General features: G+C 40.1%; 13 protein-coding genes. 5 read left to right on the plus strand and 8 right to left on the minus strand.

The window, feature by feature from the left end:
- Nucleotides 1-473: 473 nt before the first annotated feature.
- The 6 genes from ACWXWT_RS00600 to ACWXWT_RS00625 all read right to left on the minus strand — a co-directional run bounded on the left by ACWXWT_RS00600 (nt 474) and on the right by ACWXWT_RS00625 (nt 4,876).
- Nucleotides 474-1,319: a D-hexose-6-phosphate mutarotase gene (locus ACWXWT_RS00600; RefSeq protein ID WP_456039684.1), complete on the minus strand. Its 846-nt coding sequence runs from the start codon at nt 1,317-1,319 to the stop codon at nt 474-476.
- 100 nt (nt 1,320-1,419) lie between these two features.
- Nucleotides 1,420-2,037, minus strand: a complete 618-nt coding sequence (locus ACWXWT_RS00605; RefSeq protein WP_456039685.1) for a DUF938 domain-containing protein — start codon at nt 2,035-2,037, stop codon at nt 1,420-1,422.
- Nucleotides 2,037-2,699, minus strand: coding sequence for a response regulator transcription factor (locus ACWXWT_RS00610; protein WP_456039686.1), 663 nt, complete (start codon nt 2,697-2,699; stop codon nt 2,037-2,039). The genes ACWXWT_RS00605 and ACWXWT_RS00610 overlap by 1 nt, the downstream gene beginning before the upstream one ends.
- Nucleotides 2,700-2,881: 182 nt before the next feature.
- Nucleotides 2,882-3,319, minus strand: a complete 438-nt coding sequence (locus ACWXWT_RS00615) for an acyl-CoA thioesterase (RefSeq protein ID WP_456039687.1) — start codon at nt 3,317-3,319, stop codon at nt 2,882-2,884.
- Nucleotides 3,320-3,600: 281 nt separating this feature from the next.
- On the minus strand, nt 3,601-4,131 hold the full coding sequence (locus ACWXWT_RS00620; protein WP_456039688.1) for a SixA phosphatase family protein: 531 nt from the start codon (nt 4,129-4,131) through the stop codon (nt 3,601-3,603).
- Nucleotides 4,132-4,135: 4 nt separating this feature from the next.
- Entirely contained in the window at nt 4,136-4,876 is a 741-nt protein-coding gene (locus ACWXWT_RS00625) for an SIMPL domain-containing protein (protein ID WP_456039689.1), read from the minus strand.
- A 595-nt stretch (nt 4,877-5,471) separates the two neighbouring features.
- On the opposite strand from ACWXWT_RS00625, the gene ACWXWT_RS00630 reads away from it, so the two are divergent.
- Nucleotides 5,472-6,701: an HD-GYP domain-containing protein gene (locus ACWXWT_RS00630; protein WP_456039690.1), complete on the plus strand. Its 1,230-nt coding sequence runs from the start codon at nt 5,472-5,474 to the stop codon at nt 6,699-6,701.
- Between the two features lie 463 nt (nt 6,702-7,164).
- Here the strand turns inward: ACWXWT_RS00630 and ACWXWT_RS00635 are convergent, their stop codons facing one another.
- Together ACWXWT_RS00635 and ppsR are read right to left on the minus strand one after the other, a co-directional pair.
- Nucleotides 7,165-8,229, minus strand: coding sequence for a 3-deoxy-7-phosphoheptulonate synthase (locus ACWXWT_RS00635; RefSeq protein WP_456039691.1), 1,065 nt, complete (start codon nt 8,227-8,229; stop codon nt 7,165-7,167).
- Nucleotides 8,230-8,434: 205 nt separating this feature from the next.
- Nucleotides 8,435-9,247, minus strand: coding sequence for a posphoenolpyruvate synthetase regulatory kinase/phosphorylase PpsR (gene ppsR, locus ACWXWT_RS00640; protein ID WP_456039692.1), 813 nt, complete (start codon nt 9,245-9,247; stop codon nt 8,435-8,437).
- Between the two features lie 126 nt (nt 9,248-9,373).
- Between ppsR and ppsA the strand changes: the two genes are divergently transcribed.
- The 4 genes from ppsA (at nt 9,374) to ACWXWT_RS00660 (ending at nt 15,945) form a co-directional block, all read left to right on the plus strand.
- Nucleotides 9,374-11,743 (plus strand): phosphoenolpyruvate synthase, encoded by a 2,370-nt coding sequence (gene ppsA, locus ACWXWT_RS00645; protein WP_456039776.1) that lies wholly within the window; start codon nt 9,374-9,376, stop codon nt 11,741-11,743.
- A 130-nt stretch (nt 11,744-11,873) separates the two neighbouring features.
- Nucleotides 11,874-14,921, plus strand: coding sequence for a D-2-hydroxyglutarate dehydrogenase YdiJ (ydiJ, locus tag ACWXWT_RS00650; RefSeq protein ID WP_456039777.1), 3,048 nt, complete (start codon nt 11,874-11,876; stop codon nt 14,919-14,921).
- A gap of 12 nt (nt 14,922-14,933) precedes the next feature.
- Entirely contained in the window at nt 14,934-15,383 is a 450-nt protein-coding gene (locus tag ACWXWT_RS00655; RefSeq protein WP_456039693.1) for a DUF1285 domain-containing protein, read from the plus strand.
- Nucleotides 15,384-15,525: 142 nt separating this feature from the next.
- Entirely contained in the window at nt 15,526-15,945 is a 420-nt protein-coding gene (locus ACWXWT_RS00660) for a MarR family winged helix-turn-helix transcriptional regulator (RefSeq protein WP_456039694.1), read from the plus strand.
- Nucleotides 15,946-16,903: the final 958 nt, after the last annotated feature.

The following is a 16,903-nucleotide window of genomic DNA, read 5'->3' on the forward strand; positions in this document are numbered from 1 at the left end:
CAGATGCTGGAGGTAGAGTAACGCAGGAGCTTGTTACCGAGGATCACTATTCGCTTCAATCATCTGCCTTGCCTACAGCACTTTGAACTCCCGCTGAAAGATCACATATTTAATAGGATTGGTATTATCTGGTCAATTCAGCGGAAATTCTACGTCTTCTAGACAAGTAATAAGGTTGTTGAGATAGTAGTTCTCGGTAACAGCTTCTACGTTGCTCAATTTCCAACAGCTATGCAATCGCACGTCAACATACAATTAAGCAGTATGCACCAGAGGTGCAGAAACCAGCCCTTCAGGAGCCACTCAGTTTTTCTATTTTCTGTTGCACCGTTTCATAAGGGAACAACTATTATTACAACAGTATGCCTCAAACTGAGTGACTTTGATTGGTCACAAAATTAATAGAATTGGGATAAAGCAGAGAAAATGGCATGTCGTTATTGTGCATGCCATCGTGCAGCCTGAAGGGATTTTTATATCCAACCAATATGCGTGGTGAGTGTATGGCTTGCACCAGGCGCTAATACAACATTGTCCTCAAGTACGTTTGCAGCTTCTAAACACACCATGGTTAAGTAATCGTTGTTATTAAAACGTGATAAACGAGCTGATTTAGCTATCCATGGATTCCATAATACTGCAGATTGACTATTTTCACGACTTACTTCAATTGTACCTTTAACAGTATGTAACACTTGGGTGGTGCTTAAGTCGGTATATATTCGATCGGTTTCTTTATTAAATGTAACCGTATCTTCCTGTTGAATGATGGGACCTTGGCCAAACTCAATGTACTTAGCACCATTAAAACCACTGATGTTTAGTTGATGAATATCGTCAATAGGAAAATAACTGTGAAGCGCTTGGGTTAAACTGACATCGTGATTATCTAGGTTGGTGTTCACTATGCTCACAGATAGGGTGTCCCCTAAGGTAAACAATACTTTCACTTGGGTATTGTGCGGCCAATATTGTTGTTCTATTTCACTCTGAGGCAAAGTGAATACCAAATCAACAACTTGATTACGCATTTTAACCGTTTCGAGTGACCAGATTTTATTGCGTGCAAAACCATGTTGTGGATATTCAGGGTGTATATGTGTACCAAACCAAGGCCAGCAAACTGGGATACCGCCACGAATTCCATTTCCAGGTTGATAATCATCCGCAGACGATACCCAGAGTAGAGGCGGTTTTCCAGTTGGTGTAAATTGATCTATTTGGGCTCCTTGCATAAAAATTCTTGCTTGGCATAGCTCGGTATCAACCTTGACATATTCAAGACCATTAGGGTGTTTTTGGGTGGTGACAGAGCCCATCGTGTGTGTCCTTGTATTTATCATAAAATGCACTGATTCAAAAAGTGAATAGCTTAGCGTATTTTTAATAGAAGATAATGCTAGATATTGTTAGCTGATTTTATTGAGGCGTAAAACACAACATACGATTGTTAGCAGGCATCGCAATATCGTCTTTCAGCGTTAACCCTTGTTGTTGTGCCAATGTATTGATCCATTCAATATCACGGATCCCACTGAGTGGGTTTTGCTGTTTTAACCAGTTATCAAACTGTTGGTTACTTTCGCTAGTGAATTTTCCTGAATAATTAAATGGGCCATATATGGCTAGGCATCCATGATTAGCTAAATGCAGACCGCAGCTTTCAAAAAAGGATTCTACGAGGGCTTTACTCATGATGTGCAACGTATTCGCACTGTATATTGCATCAATATCTGATGAAAAAATTGGCCAGATTGTACTGACATCAAGTTCAACTGCAGTGGCTAAATTGGCTAAAGGGGAGTGATTTAACCTAGCTTGTAATGACGGTAAATACCTAGCCTGATCGCTGGGTTGCCAGCGAAGATATGTAAGGTGTTCAGCAAAAAAAACACTGTGTTGTCCTGTTCCACTACCAATTTCTAATACGTGTGTTGTGTTAACAAACCATTTTTTTAACTGTAACAGAATTGCAGATTTGTTATTTTCACAAGCCTGAGAAAAAGGCAATTGTGCAAGCGGTATAGTATTGTGCATTAAGATAAATCGACTTTTTCCATTTCTAATTGCTGGAGTGCTATCACGGCTTGAGTTCGATTGCGGACTCCAAGTTTACGAAATATCGCGGTAGCGTGTGCTTTGATGGTCGCTTCTGAAACCCCAAAATCATACGCTATTTGTTTGTTGAGCAATCCTTCTGCGAACATTTGTAATACTCGGTACTGTTGCGGAGTTAAATCCGTCAAACGGCTGGCCATCTGATCAGTCGGATCATCCGAAATAGGGATAATTTGAGTCCCTTTAGGTAACCAAATATCGCCATATAACACCGCATTTAATGCCTCACCTAAAGCTTCCATTGAAGCGGATTTAGGGATAAAACCACTACTGCCATAATGGACAGCCCGGCTAATGGTATTGATGTCTTCGTGTGCTGAAATCACCACGACGGGAATATCTGGGTAATGCGTTCGCAGATGAATAAGCGTGGAGTAACCGTGAGAACCAGGCATTTGTAGGTCAAGTAGTATTAGATCAAAAAGAATTTCTTTTTGATCTAATACATGCTGTAGGGCTTCAGCACTGTCCGCCTCAAACCATTGTGTTTTTTCAAAGGTATTACTCAATGCTTGTCTTAAGGCATTACGGAATAATGGATGGTCGTCAGCAATAATAATGTTTAAATTTTCGAGCTTCATGGCGTTTTTTATTCTATGTTGCACGTGAAGATTCATTCAATGTAACAGAAAAGTGATTAAGTGTTCTATTGCTTTATGTCACATTGTGATTGATTTTTAATAAAAATCGTAAAGCATTCGACTTTAGTCTAACTGGGTGAATTGTGATGCAGCCATTTGACAGCATTCAGACTGAATGAAAATTAGCCGTGTGGCCATACTTGTGTAGGATTTCTTTCTTCATCTACTGCGACAAATGTAAACACTCCACGTATGGCATGTTCCCGGTGGTCTTTGTACATGTCTTCGACATATATATTAACTTCAACTTTTAACGATGTATTACCAACATAGATAACATTGGCTATCAGCTCAGCTAAGCTGCCGGCTGGTATCGCTTTTTTAAAATCAATTCGATCAGAACTGACCGTGACTAATGACTTACGACAAAAACGCGTTGCGGCAATAAATGCTGTTTCGTCCATCCATGCTAACGCATCGCCGCCAAATAAGGTGTTATGGTGATTAGTATTAGAAGGGAAAATGGCTTTGATAACTCGTGCTTCTGATTGAGCAATACGTGCAGTTATGTCATCAGGGAAATCGGTTTGGGTTTGTGCTGGATTTAGAGCAAGGGACATACAACTACCTAATGTTATGTAAATCAACAATGAATAACGCGAAAACGCCGCGCATTGTACTGTAAAGGGATAACAAGTGTCGAATTCTTTGCCTTAAAACGATAGTGCTTACATTCCGTTGTCAATATACCTGACTGTCACACTTTGCTTTTATGCCGTTAATGTTAGAGGGTTGTTGACCGTACTTCGGATGGCTATATCGTTAATATTAAACCCGGTAATGATACAAACAAATCGTTTAATATAGTTCTCACCGGGTTTATCTACGCGTCCGGTTAAAATTAATAATGTAGTAACACGGTTGACACCATTTGGTTGCTTCCGTCAACGGTGATGATATAAAGACGGTCAAATTCGGTTGCATCATCAATTGCAAGTTGTTTATCTCCACCGAGTATTTCGACCAATTCGGTTGTGGTATTACTGTGACCAACAACTAAAATGTGCCCTTGTTGTTTGAGTAATAATGTTGCAAAGGCATCCATATCATGGGGATCATATATGCTTGGTTCAATGTGCTGATCTTGAGAGACTACCAGTGCGGTTTCTCGAGTTCGATTATAACCAGTAGTGTAAACCTTGGTGACCGGAGTACTTGATAAAATTCTCGCTAGGCGAATCGCTCTTAGTTGGCCTTGAGCGGTTAAACTTGGGTTTTTACCTTCGAGTTTTTCTGTGTGACGAACCAAATAAAAAACCTTTGTGTTAGATGATTGTTCGATTGAATGCGCATCTATATTGTTGGTTTTCGCCATGGCCAAGGAGCTAAATAAGGCCATTAACGGTAAAAGCATTTTGCTTGTTTTGTTCATTTTGTTAATCCGCTAGATAATATTCGATGGTAGATACAACTCGTACTTGTTTAATGTATGGGGTATTTTTGTCACGATCACTAATGCTAAATTGGCCCTGAGAAGCTTTTTTTATTTTACCGAGTCGACTTTGAGAGTCTTTAGCAAATTTCTCTGCAACGAGGCGAGCATTAGTGGTGGACTCTTCAATCATTTTGGGTTTAACATCATTTAAACGACTGAAAATATAGTCAACTTTAGCATCGTAGTTGTTTTGTGAAAAGACAATACCCATTTTTCCTAGTTCTGTTAAGCGTGGCATTACACTACGCACTTTATCGATTTGATTAGAATATACCGTGATAGTTTGTGAAGCGGTGTAACGCAATTCTGCCGGTTGATTGCCACCATATTGCTGCGCGAGTTTATCGGTAATGGTAGGTGCAGTAAGTGTAATTTCTTTCTGGTTAATATTTTGCTTTTTTAAAAATGCCATTACTTGATTGTTGTGTGTTTCCAGCTGTTTATAAAGTTCATCAAGATTATTATTCGCTGCTGTGAATTGAATAGGCCAAATGACAATATCGGCAGAATATTCGTTTTCAGCAAGACCTTTTACGATAACACTTCGGTCGAGTAATTTATATTCAACGATTGCTTGTTTTAATAATAGTCCTAATACACCCAATCCTATCGCTAATAATAAACCTGCAATAACCGTACTTTTATTTAAGCCTTGTGTAATAATGGGGGGATTGGTTTTCATATAATATCCTTATTTTATATGGGTTTGTGGTAAAAATTTGCCTATTATAAATGAATTCTATAAAACTCAAAAAAGAGCTAATTGCTCACCATTTTATTATTCCTTATTGATGCTGCTTAGGTTTTGAGCAATAGTGACAACAGATAAACAAACTATAAACTATTTGCTTACAATGCCTGTGTTAATGTTACTCGCTAAATTTAATAGACGATTATCATACTATATAGATAGGTTTATCTAGGACCTGTTGATTTTTGCTGGTTAAATTTTTTAGCCGAAGCTTTCGTGCAGCGTTTGTTGGTCATTTCTACTGCGTTATCGGCTTTTAATGTATAACAACTACACTATAAAGTTTCTGTCTTATAGCTCATGTTTAACTAATGACCAACAATTCGCTGCAAAAACAACCTTGAAAGATCAACAAGCCCTAGGCTTTATGGATTATTTTTAATGCATATTTTGCTAGTTCAGCCTTATACAACGATACTTATAAACTTGAAGTAACACATTATTGGTATTTATTTTTTTCTTTTTATACAACAGATGAAAAATGAACGCCATTGTTAGGGATTATTAATAAATTACAGGAAACGTTATGACTTCAACATTGTCTGACCAAATCATTCAGCATGATCCTGATAATGCGTTGCCTTTATGGCGTCGAGTTATTTTTATGCGACTCTTTAGTGTGTTAGCACTGTTATGCATTCCTGTTTATATTACCAGTGTCTATTTATGTATTGTCATGGAAATATGGTTCATGGCGGTATTTGATACCATTGCCTATGGTGTTTTATTGATGATTTTATTTTATCCAAAGATGAGTGATAGGGTTCGATATTATATTGGTTGCTATTTGGCATTTTTTATCGGTGTCGCATTTTTAGTGACTATTGGACCATCTGGAGCCGGTTTTTTTTGGTTATTTGCCTTTCCACCTTTGGTCAGTATTTTACTGAGTAATCAGTCGGCATTATGGGCTCAGATTGTTAACGGTGTTTGTTTAATCTTTATCGGTGTTGGATATGAATATCAATTACTTGATTGGCCAGAAATTAGTGGTTTTTCAACCTTGATTTGGTATGTAATCGTGATTAATTTTATCGTCACCAGTGCCATCGTTACCCAATCAACGTCGTATTTATTAGGTAAGCTGAGTCATTCTTTGCAATCGACTCTAGCTTCTCGCCAAGCAACAGTCATCGGGCTTGCTAAACTCGCTGAATATAGAGATAACGATACTGGTGCACACCTTATTAGGATGCAGCAATATGCCAATATGTTAGCTAGGCAAAGGCTAACTGAAGAGCATGTTCCTGAAGAGTTGACAGAAGCATTTATTCAAGAAATCAGTTTGTCTTCTATTTTGCATGATATTGGTAAAGTGGGTATCGCGGATAATATTTTGTTGAAGCCTGGTAGGCTAACGCCAGAAGAATTTGAACAGATTAAGGCACATCCGGTTATTGGTGCAAAAGTGTTAGACAGTTTATTGTCTTATGCACCGCAATGTGAATTTTTACTAATGGGAAAGGATATTGCTGGTGGACATCATGAAAAATGGGACGGCAGTGGCTATCCTCTTGGGTTAAAAGGAGACCTAATTCCTTTATCGGCCAGGATTGTGGCCTTGGTTGATGTGTATGATGCGTTAACATCGCCTCGTTGTTACAAAAGGCCTTTTTCACATGAAGAAGCCAAAAAAATAATTTTAGATGGACGCGGTAGTCATTTTGATCCTGCTTTAGTCGATAGTTTTATGACAATCGAACACCAATTTGCCGAGCTTGCACAGCTATCCTTATTGGCTTATAAGTCGGAATAATACCAATCCTATTAAATATGTGATCTTTCAGCGGGAGTTCAAAGTGCTGTAGGCAAGGCAGATGATTGAAGCGAATAGTGATTATCGGTAACAAGCTCCTGTGTTACTCTACCTCCAGCATCTTACCGCCATGGATGGTGGGAATGTGTTATTTTTTATGGAAAAAAATAGACCATGCCGTCGTATTTTGAAAGCATCTAACGAAGCATAAAGGACTTTGAACCCCGCCAGAATGGAGTCTCTCAGGTATGCCACTTCTGTGTTACATCGATTTAAAAGGGAACAACCATTTCTACATCAATGTGCCTTGAATTGAAAAACCTGAGAGACTCTGAACTGACCTGATATTTAATGGGATTGGTATAATACTTTGTTGTCTTGGCATTTATCGAGTTGTCTTTTGTTCAAAGAATAATGCCAGTCAAAAAGACTGGCATTATTCTTGGTGTATTCTGCTTTTTTGTTATTTGGCAAGTAACGCTTTACGTTGTTTAGCGGCTTGGGCTAAATCACGAAGTAGTTTTTCTGAGTCTTGCCAATGTAAACATGCATCGGTAATACTTTGACCATAAACAAGAGGCTCGCCATTGATGACTTTTTGATTGCCTTCAATCATAAAGCTCTCAGCCATAATACCGGCAATAGCGGTACTACCATTACGCAGTTGCTCCATAATGCTATCGGCAACATTGAGTTGGTTTTTATGCTGTTTTTCGCTATTGCCGTGGCTAAAGTCAACCACCATGCGCTGAGTTACACCCACTTTCTCAAGCTGTGCACGCGCAACTTCAATATCGTCTGCTGAATAATTTGGTGTTTTTCCACCACGTAAAATAATGTGACCAAATGGGTTGCCATGAGTACGGTAAACAGCCATTGCGCCATCTTTATCTGGCGAATAAAAAATATGTGGTGCTTGAGCGGCGCGCACTGCATCAACTGCGATATTGATATTTCCGTCGGTGCCATTTTTAAAGCCTACAGGGCATGAAAGGGCTGAGGCCATCTCGCGGTGTATTTGGCTTTCTGTGGTACGTGCACCAATTGCTCCCCAAGTAATTAAGTCGGCAATATATTGGCCATTCACCATGTCTAAAAACTCTGTGGCGATAGGTAATTTTAATTCGGTAATTTGTTGCAGCAGTTCACGTGCCATACGTAAACCTTTGTTTGGGCTGAAACTACCATCTAAATCAGGATCGGAAATTAACCCCTTCCAACCTACAATCGTACGAGGCTTTTCAAAATATACCCTCATTAAAATACATAAGTCATCTTTTAACTCATGGTGCAGGACTGACAGGCGGTTTGCGTAATCTAATGCTGCTTTAGTATCGTGGATTGAACAAGGGCCTACAATAACCAATAACCGTTGGTCTTTACCTGCGATAATGGATTCAACTTCATGGCGCTGGGCAACAAGATAATCGGCAGCATCTTGGGTTAATGGGTATTCTGAAGCCAACTGAGCAGGAGAAATAACTTTGCTTAATAAGGTTGTTCTGAGTTCATCTGTTTTAATAGTCATGCATATTACCGAGAAATCGTGAGATGCATTTGCATCATATTGCTCGGGATTATATACCCAAAGAAGTTCAAGATGCGAGGCTTAGCCTTGTATTGTGACGGTTAAAAAACAGATTGTAGTAAATGATAAAGACGAATCAACTCGGGTTGAGTCCGTCTCCAAGCATTTTTTTGCACTTAATAAGCAAAATTTTATTGTTTTACTATCAGAACATATGACGTTCTAAACCTGTCATGTCGATAATTTTTGTGGCGATTTCTTCAACGGAATGGTTGGTCGTATTCACAAACGGAATGCGTTCTTTTTTGTACATCATCTCGACTTCTTTTACTTCTAAACGGCATTGTCTTAGTGATGAATAACGGCTATTTTCCATGCGACTTTGGCGAATTTCATGTAAGCGATGTGGGTCAATTGTTAAACCAAATAATTTTGATTTATTGCGTTTTAATGCTTCGGGCAACTTAAGATTATCCATGTCATCTTCAGTAAATGGATAGTTTGCGGCCTTTATACCAAATTGCATTGAGAGATATAGGCTAGATGGGGTTTTACCGCAACGGGAAACACCTAACAGGATAATATCGGCTTTATCCATATGCTTCATGGTTTGGCCATCATCATTTTCCATGGTGTAGTTAATGGCATCGATGCGTGTTTCATAACCATGGTTACTTTTACCGTGGGTTCGATGTAATAAAGGCTTGGCTTGTACTCCTAAGTGTTGTTCGAGTGGCGCAACAAAGGTGTTCAAAAAATCGTAATCAACACATTCGCTCGAAAAAATCACATTGCGGATTTCAGGATTAATGATCGAGTGGAACACGAGTGGTCTTTCGCCTGTTGTAATAAAACAATCATTTATTTGTTGCTTAACTTTTGCCGCTCGTTGAACAGTTTCAACGAATGGAATCGTAAGTGCTTCAAATTCTATAGGAAATTGCGAAAGCACTGCATGACCAAAAACCTCTGCCGTGATCGCTGTCCCATCTGAAATATAGAATACTTTTGGTGTCATTCTGACCTCTTGTAGTAATAAAATTACAAATAAAATTATAGATTTACGCGTCTTGTATGGGAGTGTAAGATGCTCTTGCCCTCGTGTGAAGTGGCCACTGAAATAAAAACTTGCGGAGATAAAACTGTGCAGCAATACGTACTCTGGTATCAAGAATTAGGCATGGGTGATGTAAACAAGGTTGGCGGAAAAAACGCATCCCTTGGTGAGATGATCAGCAATCTGGCTAATGCAGGAGTTCAAGTTCCTGGCGGTTTTGCTACGACCTCTCATGCGTTCAATGAGTTCCTTGAACAAAGTGGAGTTAACCAGAAGATTAGTGACGTTCTGGATACATTGGATGTTGATGATGTCAATGAACTGGCAAAAGTAGGTGCTCAGATCAGACAATGGGTTATTGATACCCCATTTCAGCCAGCATTAGAAGTTGCCATTCGTGAAGCGTATGAACAATTATCTAGTGAAACAAAAGATGCATCATTTGCAGTGCGTTCATCTGCTACTGCAGAAGATATGCCTGATGCGTCTTTTGCAGGTCAACAAGAAACATTCTTAAACGTTAAAGGCTATGATGCCGTCATGCTAGCGATTAAGCATGTTTATGCATCATTATTTAATGATCGTGCAATTTCTTATCGTGTTCACCAGGGTTATGAACATCAAGGTGTAGCTTTATCTGCTGGCATACAACGTATGGTACGTTCAGACAAAGCGGCTTCTGGTGTGATGTTCACTATGGACACTGAATCAGGGAATAATGACGTTGTGTTTATTACTTCATCTTTTGGTTTAGGTGAAATGGTAGTACAAGGTGCGGTTAACCCTGACGAATTCTATGTGCACAAGCCAATTTTGGCACAAGGTCATAAAGCGGTTGTTCGCCGAAATATCGGCAGTAAGTTAATTCAGATGGTTTACTCTGATGATGACTCACACGGCAAGCAAGTTAAAATTGAAGATGTGGTCGCAGAACAACGCCGTCTATTTTCAATTAATGATGAAGAAGTGATGGAACTGGCTAAGCAAGCGGTGATCATTGAACAACATTATGGCCGTGCGATGGATATCGAATGGGCTAAAGATGGTAATGACGGTAAGCTATATATTGTTCAAGCGCGACCTGAAACAGTTCGTAGCCGTGAAGATGTGCAGCTAATTGAGCGTTATCATTTAAAAACCAAAGGCGATGTCATTGCAGAAGGTCGTGCAATTGGTCATAAAGTTGGTACAGGCGTCGCGAAGGTATTAGCTTCAATTGAAGACATGGACCAAATTAAACCTGGTGACGTGTTAGTGACTGACATGACAGACCCTGATTGGGAACCTATCATGAAACGTGCTAGTGCGATTGTCACCAATCGTGGTGGACGTACTTGTCATGCTGCAATTATCGCTCGTGAATTAGGTGTACCAGCCGTAGTCGGTTGTGGTGATGTTACTGACCGCATTAAACACGGAGATACTGTAACAGTTTCTTGTGCTGAAGGTGATACTGGCCTTATTTATGCGGGTAAACAAGAGTTTGAAGTCGTAACCAACCGTGTAGATACCTTACCGTCGTTACCAATGAAAATTATGATGAACGTGGGTAACCCCGATCGCGCCTTTGATTTTGCCCGTTTACCTAATGAAGGTGTCGGTTTAGCGCGTTTAGAGTTCATCATTAACCGCATGATTGGTATTCACCCTAAAGCATTACTTGATTTCAACGACCAAACGGCCGAATTACAAACAGAAATTAATGAAATGATTGCGGGTTATGACTCGCCTGTTGAATTTTATGTAGCTCGTTTAGTAGAAGGTATTGCCACTATCGCGTCGGCTTTCTATCCGAAGAAAGTGATTGTACGAATGTCAGACTTTAAGTCTAACGAGTACGCCAACTTAGTTGGTGGTGACCGTTACGAACCAGAAGAAGAAAACCCAATGTTGGGCTTCCGCGGTGCGAGTCGTTATATTTCTGAATCATTCCGCGATTGTTTCGCGCTTGAATGTGAAGCAATAAAACGGGTTCGAAACGAAATGGGCTTAACTAACGTTGAAGTGATGATTCCATTTGTTCGTACGGTTAGTGAAGCATCTCAAGTTATTGAGTTACTTAAAGAACAAGGCTTAGAGCGTGGTAAAGATGGTTTACGCGTTATTATGATGTGTGAATTACCTTCTAACGCATTATTAGCTGATGAGTTTCTTGAGCATTTTGATGGTTTCTCTATCGGTTCAAATGATTTAACTCAGTTAACATTAGGGCTTGATCGTGACTCTGGGATCATCAGTCACTTGTTTGATGAGCGCAATGATGCGGTTAAAGCGCTATTAGCTATGGCGATTAAAGCGGCTAAAGCAAAAGGTGCATATGTCGGTATTTGCGGCCAAGGTCCGTCAGATCACGCTGATTTTGCTGCATGGTTAGTTGAACAAGGTATTGATTCTGTATCACTTAATCCTGATACCGTGATTGACACTTGGTTATATTTAGCTGAAGCACATGCGTAAATAAGTGTCAAAATTGCAAGTTGATTTAAGATCTAACTTGCAATTTTATCAAGTTGTTAGAAAAGCCGCTTTTTAGCGGCTTTTTTTTGTTTATAATGGCTGCAATATGCCAATAAATAATAAGTCCTCTATGTTACCTTTGCTATCACATAAACAAACATTAGAACCTATCTATCTTGAGTATCTTGACGCGCTTGAGCAAAGCGAGTTTGAAGGAGAAATAGACAAGCGTTACAGTGCGCGGCTTATTCAGGCAACCGATAATTCGGTGTATCAATTTTTACCTCAAGCGGTAATATATCCTCTACATCAACAAGATGTAGAACTAGTGTTGTCGTTAGCTGCACAACCCAAATACAAACAAGTGACTTTTAGTGCTCGCGGCGGCGGAACGGGGACCAATGGCCAGTCACTTACCCATGGATTAATTTTGGATGTGTCTCGTCATTTAAATAAAGTGCTCGAAATTAATGCTGAAGAAGGCTGGGCAAGGGTACAAGCGGGTGTGATTAAAGATGCCTTAAATGATGCTTTACGTCCGCATGGGTTGTTTTTTAGTCCAGATCTTTCTACTTCAAATAGAGCCACTATCGGTGGCATGGTGAACACCGACGCCTCGGGTGCGGGCTCATTGGTGTACGGTAAAACTTCCGACCACGTATTAGGTATAACCAGTGTGCTGATTGATGGTAGCGTATTAACTACCACACCAATAGAACACGATAAACTTGAACGCTCTCCCTTTGGCGCCAACACTCTGGGGAATAATATTGCCAACCAAGTTGCTGAAGTTTGTCGCGTTAAGCGTGACACTATTATTGAACGTTTTCCAAAGCTAAATCGATTTTTAACCGGTTATGATTTAAAACATGTGTGGAATGATGACTTAAGTCAATTTGATTTATCGCGTATTTTAGCTGGCTCCGAAGGCACGCTTGCCATCATCACCGAAACTAAGCTAAACCTCACGCCATTGCCTAAAACCCGCATCATGGTCAATATCAAATATGATTCATTTGAATCAGCATTACGCCATGCGCCATCATTAGTACAGGCCAACGCTACCGTAGTTGAAACGGTTGACTCAAAAGTACTTAATCTTGCCCGCGAAGATATTATTTGGCATTCAGTAGCCGATCAAATTAAGGCTGTACCTAATAAGACCATAGAAGGCCTTAATATGGTTGAGTTTGCAGGTGAAGATGATGTTGTTAAGCATAAAGTGTCGCTGTTAGAAGAGATGCTGACAGGACAACTTACCCAACAACAGTTCGGTTTAGTGGGCTTTCAAATTATTAGTGACAGAAGTGATATTGACAGTATTTATGCGATGCGTAAAAAAGCTGTTGGCTTATTAGGTGCCACAAAAGGAACTCGGAAACCACTCGCATTTGCTGAAGATACTGCCGTACCTCCAGAAAACTTAGCCGACTATATTATGGCGTTTCGTGCGCTGCTTGATAGCCATAATTTGCAATATGGCATGTTTGGTCATGTAGATGCTGGAGTGTTACATGTTCGACCAGCATTAGATATGTGTGATGTTGCCGACGAAAAATTGCTGAAGGTGATATCTGATCAAGTCGCCGCATTAACGCTTAAATATGGTGGTTTAATGTGGGGTGAACACGGAAAAGGGGTGCGTGGTGAATACGGCCCTGCGGTGTTTGGTGATGAACTTTATGGTGTGCTCGAGCAAATTAAAGGCTTATTTGACCCAGATAACCGCTTAAATCCAGGTAAATTAGTCGCCCCGCCTCAATCGGGTCCATTGATATTTAATGTCGACAGTGCCAAGCGCGGCAGTTTCGACAGACAAATTCCGCTGCAAACCCGCGAAGCTTTTCCTGATGTTATGAACTGTAACGGTAATGGACTGTGTTTTAACTACAGCAGTTACTCGCCTATGTGCCCATCATTTAAAGTTACAGGTGACAGAGTTCAGTCGCCAAAGGGCCGAGCAGGGTTAATGCGTGAATGGTTGCGTTTACTTGAAGCCGAAGGTGTCGATGTTGACGAGTTAGCAAAGTCAAAACCCTTTGGTTGGATGCAACGCACTCAAAACACCATAAATAATCAACGAGATTATGATTATTCTCATGAGGTGATGGAGTCGCTTAAAGGATGTTTAGCCTGTAAAGCGTGTTCTGGTCAATGTCCTGTTAAAGTTGATGTGCCTAAATTTAGGGCGCAGTTCTTCAATATTTATTACAAACGCTACTTACGTCCAGCTAAAGACTATCTTGTTGCAGGTATCGAAGACTCGCTACCACTGATGGCTGCGATGCCTAAATTAACCAATTTTGCTTCGCAAAACCCAGTCAGCAAATGGGTGATTAAAAAAGCCATTGGGTATGTGGATGCGCCAAAGTTGTCTGTACCTACACTCAAACAACGCTTAGATGGCCATGCGAGTCGAGGTTACGACTTAGAAGCCTTATGTGCTATCCCTGACACACAGCGCAGCCAATATGTATTAGTTGTACAAGATCCATTCAACAGCTTTTACGATGCAGGTTTGGTTTATCGATTTATTCAGCTTATTGAAGCTCTGGGCTTTAAACCGGTATTACTGCCATTTAAACCCAATGGTAAACCGACTCACATTAAAGGATTTTTAGATAAATTTGCTAAGACGGCCCAAGATAGCGCAGACTTTTTGAATCAGGTTTATGCACTCGGAATGCCAATGGTGGGCTTAGATCCTGCATTAGTATTGTGTTATCGCGACGAATACAAAGAAGCCTTAGGACAACACCGTGGTCCATTTGAGGTGCTGTTGGCCAATGAATGGCTAACAGATGTTGTTGCGAGTCGAAATGGATCGTCAGCATTATCAGATGATGCGCCACAATACACTTGGTTTAGTCATTGCACCGAATCGACGGCTAAGCCGAATACCGCCAATGAGTGGAAAGCTATTTTTAGTCATTTTGGGGCTAAGTTAAACAGTGTCAATTTAGGTTGTTGCGGCATGGCGGGCACTTATGGCCATGAACTTGAAAACCTTGAACGTTCAAAACAACTTTTTGAAATGTCTTGGCAATCAAGTATTGAAAAAATGACTGAAAAGAGTCAAATATTGGTTTCGGGCTATTCTTGTCGAAGCCAGGTAAAACGTTTTTCCGGCTTTAAACCCCAGCACCCCATTGAGGCGTTGCTTAAGTTACTGGGATAAGGATATAGCATAATGACAGATGAAACAGCAGCATTAAGTACATTCACTCAACCTGATGGTGTGGCGCTTTGCAGTGATGATGTGCTGTTTCATATTCAAGCCAACGGTGATTGGTTGTATCTAGACAGTCCGTTGCCTGCAAAGTTTGCGGCCTTGTTTAGTCGTATTTTGAACTGTATCGATGACGAGTATTATTTAATTACACCCGTTGAAAAGGTCAAAGTCACCGTTGAAGCATATCCATTATTACTAGTGGATTATCATGGTTTATCTAAAGATACACATTCAAATGTTAAGCTGGTATTCACCCCGAGCATAGGTACGCAACTTCCCGCGATTAATATCGCGGATATTATCGTCACAGACGATGGCATTTACGTGCCTTTAGTACGAGGCTTGGTGGGGAAATTAAGTCGATCCTGTTACTACCGTTACATTAACGAGTACTTATCTTTTGACTAAAATAGCTTCTATTAACGTATAGAGATGGTAATCTAATTCATGTTCAGGTGTGTTTAACTTTGGTATCGATGCTTTGGCCTTATATGTCAGCAAATTCTATAACCGGAAGTAATCATACGGATGACGATGTAGGAGGTATCATTTGGAACGTTTTGAAAGTTTAAGTTACCTAATTTCCCATCTTAATATTGCTTTGCAGCAAGAGCTTGATTCGCGCTTAAAGCGCTACGAGCTCGACGGTAAACTTTGGCCTGTGCTATTCACCTTGTGGCAAGAGGAGGGCTTGAGCCAGACTGAATTATCTAAACGCTGTGATGTAGCTAATTACACCATGACCCGTTTACTGGACAATTTACAAGTACAAGGATTCATAACCCGTCATCAAGAAGCGGACAACCGCCGCGCATTTCAAATATTTTTAACTGATAATGGTAAAGCCTTAGAGCAAGACTTAATTCATGAAGCCGAGTGGGTTAATCAACACTTTTTAGGCGCATTAACTGACAGCGAACAAGATGAATTTATGCGTTTGTTGAATAAAGTTAATCAGTTTAGCCAATAAATAGAGTCGATAAGGTTAGTTAATCAGTTGAGTTAATCATCTCTCAGGCAGTAGCCGCTATTTATTGTTTATAGCCTACGACCATTAACGTCTTTGCCCTTGCTACATTTATTGTACAGATCAAAAGGGACGTTACCCCTCTCGGAGTCCCAGCCATTTCGGCAACAGTCTCCATCATTACTTACAACAGTTGGCCATAAATTTACTCATGCTAGCAATGGGATTGGTTTCAATATCAATTAATTTACAAGAATGAATCTAAAAAATGGCTAACCTTACTTAGCTTATAAGGTAAGGTTAGTACCAAAGGTAAAGTGGATATAAGTGGCTAGTTCATTTTGAGGGAGTCGCTAGAAAATGGCATATTTTCTACGTTTCAGCACCATAAAACTTTCCCATAGAGTGTTATATTTATTTGTACTGTTATAAATTGATTTGTGCTAAAACTCCGCCTAAGTTTTTTTATGAAAACACAGAAATGTTAGTAATGGCATGTTTAACCGTAGGGCCTGTTGATCTTTCAAGGTTGTTTTTGCAGCGAATTGTTGGTCATTACTCACATTTATAACTGCGCGGCAGAGACTTTGTTGTGTAGTTATTCTACATAAAAAGTCGATAACGCAGTAAAAATGACCAACAAAGGCTGCCCGAAGGGTTCGGCTAAAAACGTTTTACTCTTTGTTGAGCGATTCTTTGTAAATCAAGTGGTGCTTAGATTGCTAGGCAGCAATCCGCTCGCCTCGATTAAAACGTTTTTATCTCGAACGAAATTTAACCAGCAAAGATCAACAAACCCTAGCCTTCAGCCCTCACAATACCTATCTTCAACGCCTGTAAGCGTCACTATCTGATCTGAAAAATTATACCAATCCTATTAAATATGTGATCTTTCAGCGGGAGTTCAAAGAGCTGTAGGCAAGGCAGATGATTGAAGCGAATAGTGATCCTCGGTAACAAG

Source organism: Shewanella sp. A22, assembly GCF_053850585.1.

Bases quoted from the DNA above. Each gene is read 5' to 3' on its own strand.
- ACWXWT_RS00600 (WP_456039684.1), bottom strand. From the start codon at position 1,319: ATGGGCTCTGTCACCACCCAAAAACACCCTAATGGTCTTGAATATGTC.
- ACWXWT_RS00605 (WP_456039685.1), bottom strand. From the start codon at position 2,037: ATGCACAATACTATACCGCTTGCACAATTGCCTTTTTCTCAGGCTTGT.
- ACWXWT_RS00610 (WP_456039686.1), bottom strand. From the start codon at position 2,699: ATGAAGCTCGAAAATTTAAACATTATTATTGCTGACGACCATCCATTA.
- ACWXWT_RS00615 (WP_456039687.1), bottom strand. From the start codon at position 3,319: ATGTCCCTTGCTCTAAATCCAGCACAAACCCAAACCGATTTCCCTGAT.
- ACWXWT_RS00620 (WP_456039688.1), bottom strand. From the start codon at position 4,131: ATGAACAAAACAAGCAAAATGCTTTTACCGTTAATGGCCTTATTTAGC.
- ACWXWT_RS00625 (WP_456039689.1), bottom strand. From the start codon at position 4,876: ATGAAAACCAATCCCCCCATTATTACACAAGGCTTAAATAAAAGTACG.
- ACWXWT_RS00630 (WP_456039690.1), top strand. From the start codon at position 5,472: ATGACTTCAACATTGTCTGACCAAATCATTCAGCATGATCCTGATAAT.
- ACWXWT_RS00635 (WP_456039691.1), bottom strand. From the start codon at position 8,229: ATGACTATTAAAACAGATGAACTCAGAACAACCTTATTAAGCAAAGTT.
- ppsR (WP_456039692.1), bottom strand. From the start codon at position 9,247: ATGACACCAAAAGTATTCTATATTTCAGATGGGACAGCGATCACGGCA.
- ydiJ (WP_456039777.1), top strand. From the start codon at position 11,874: ATGTTACCTTTGCTATCACATAAACAAACATTAGAACCTATCTATCTT.
- ACWXWT_RS00655 (WP_456039693.1), top strand. From the start codon at position 14,934: ATGACAGATGAAACAGCAGCATTAAGTACATTCACTCAACCTGATGGT.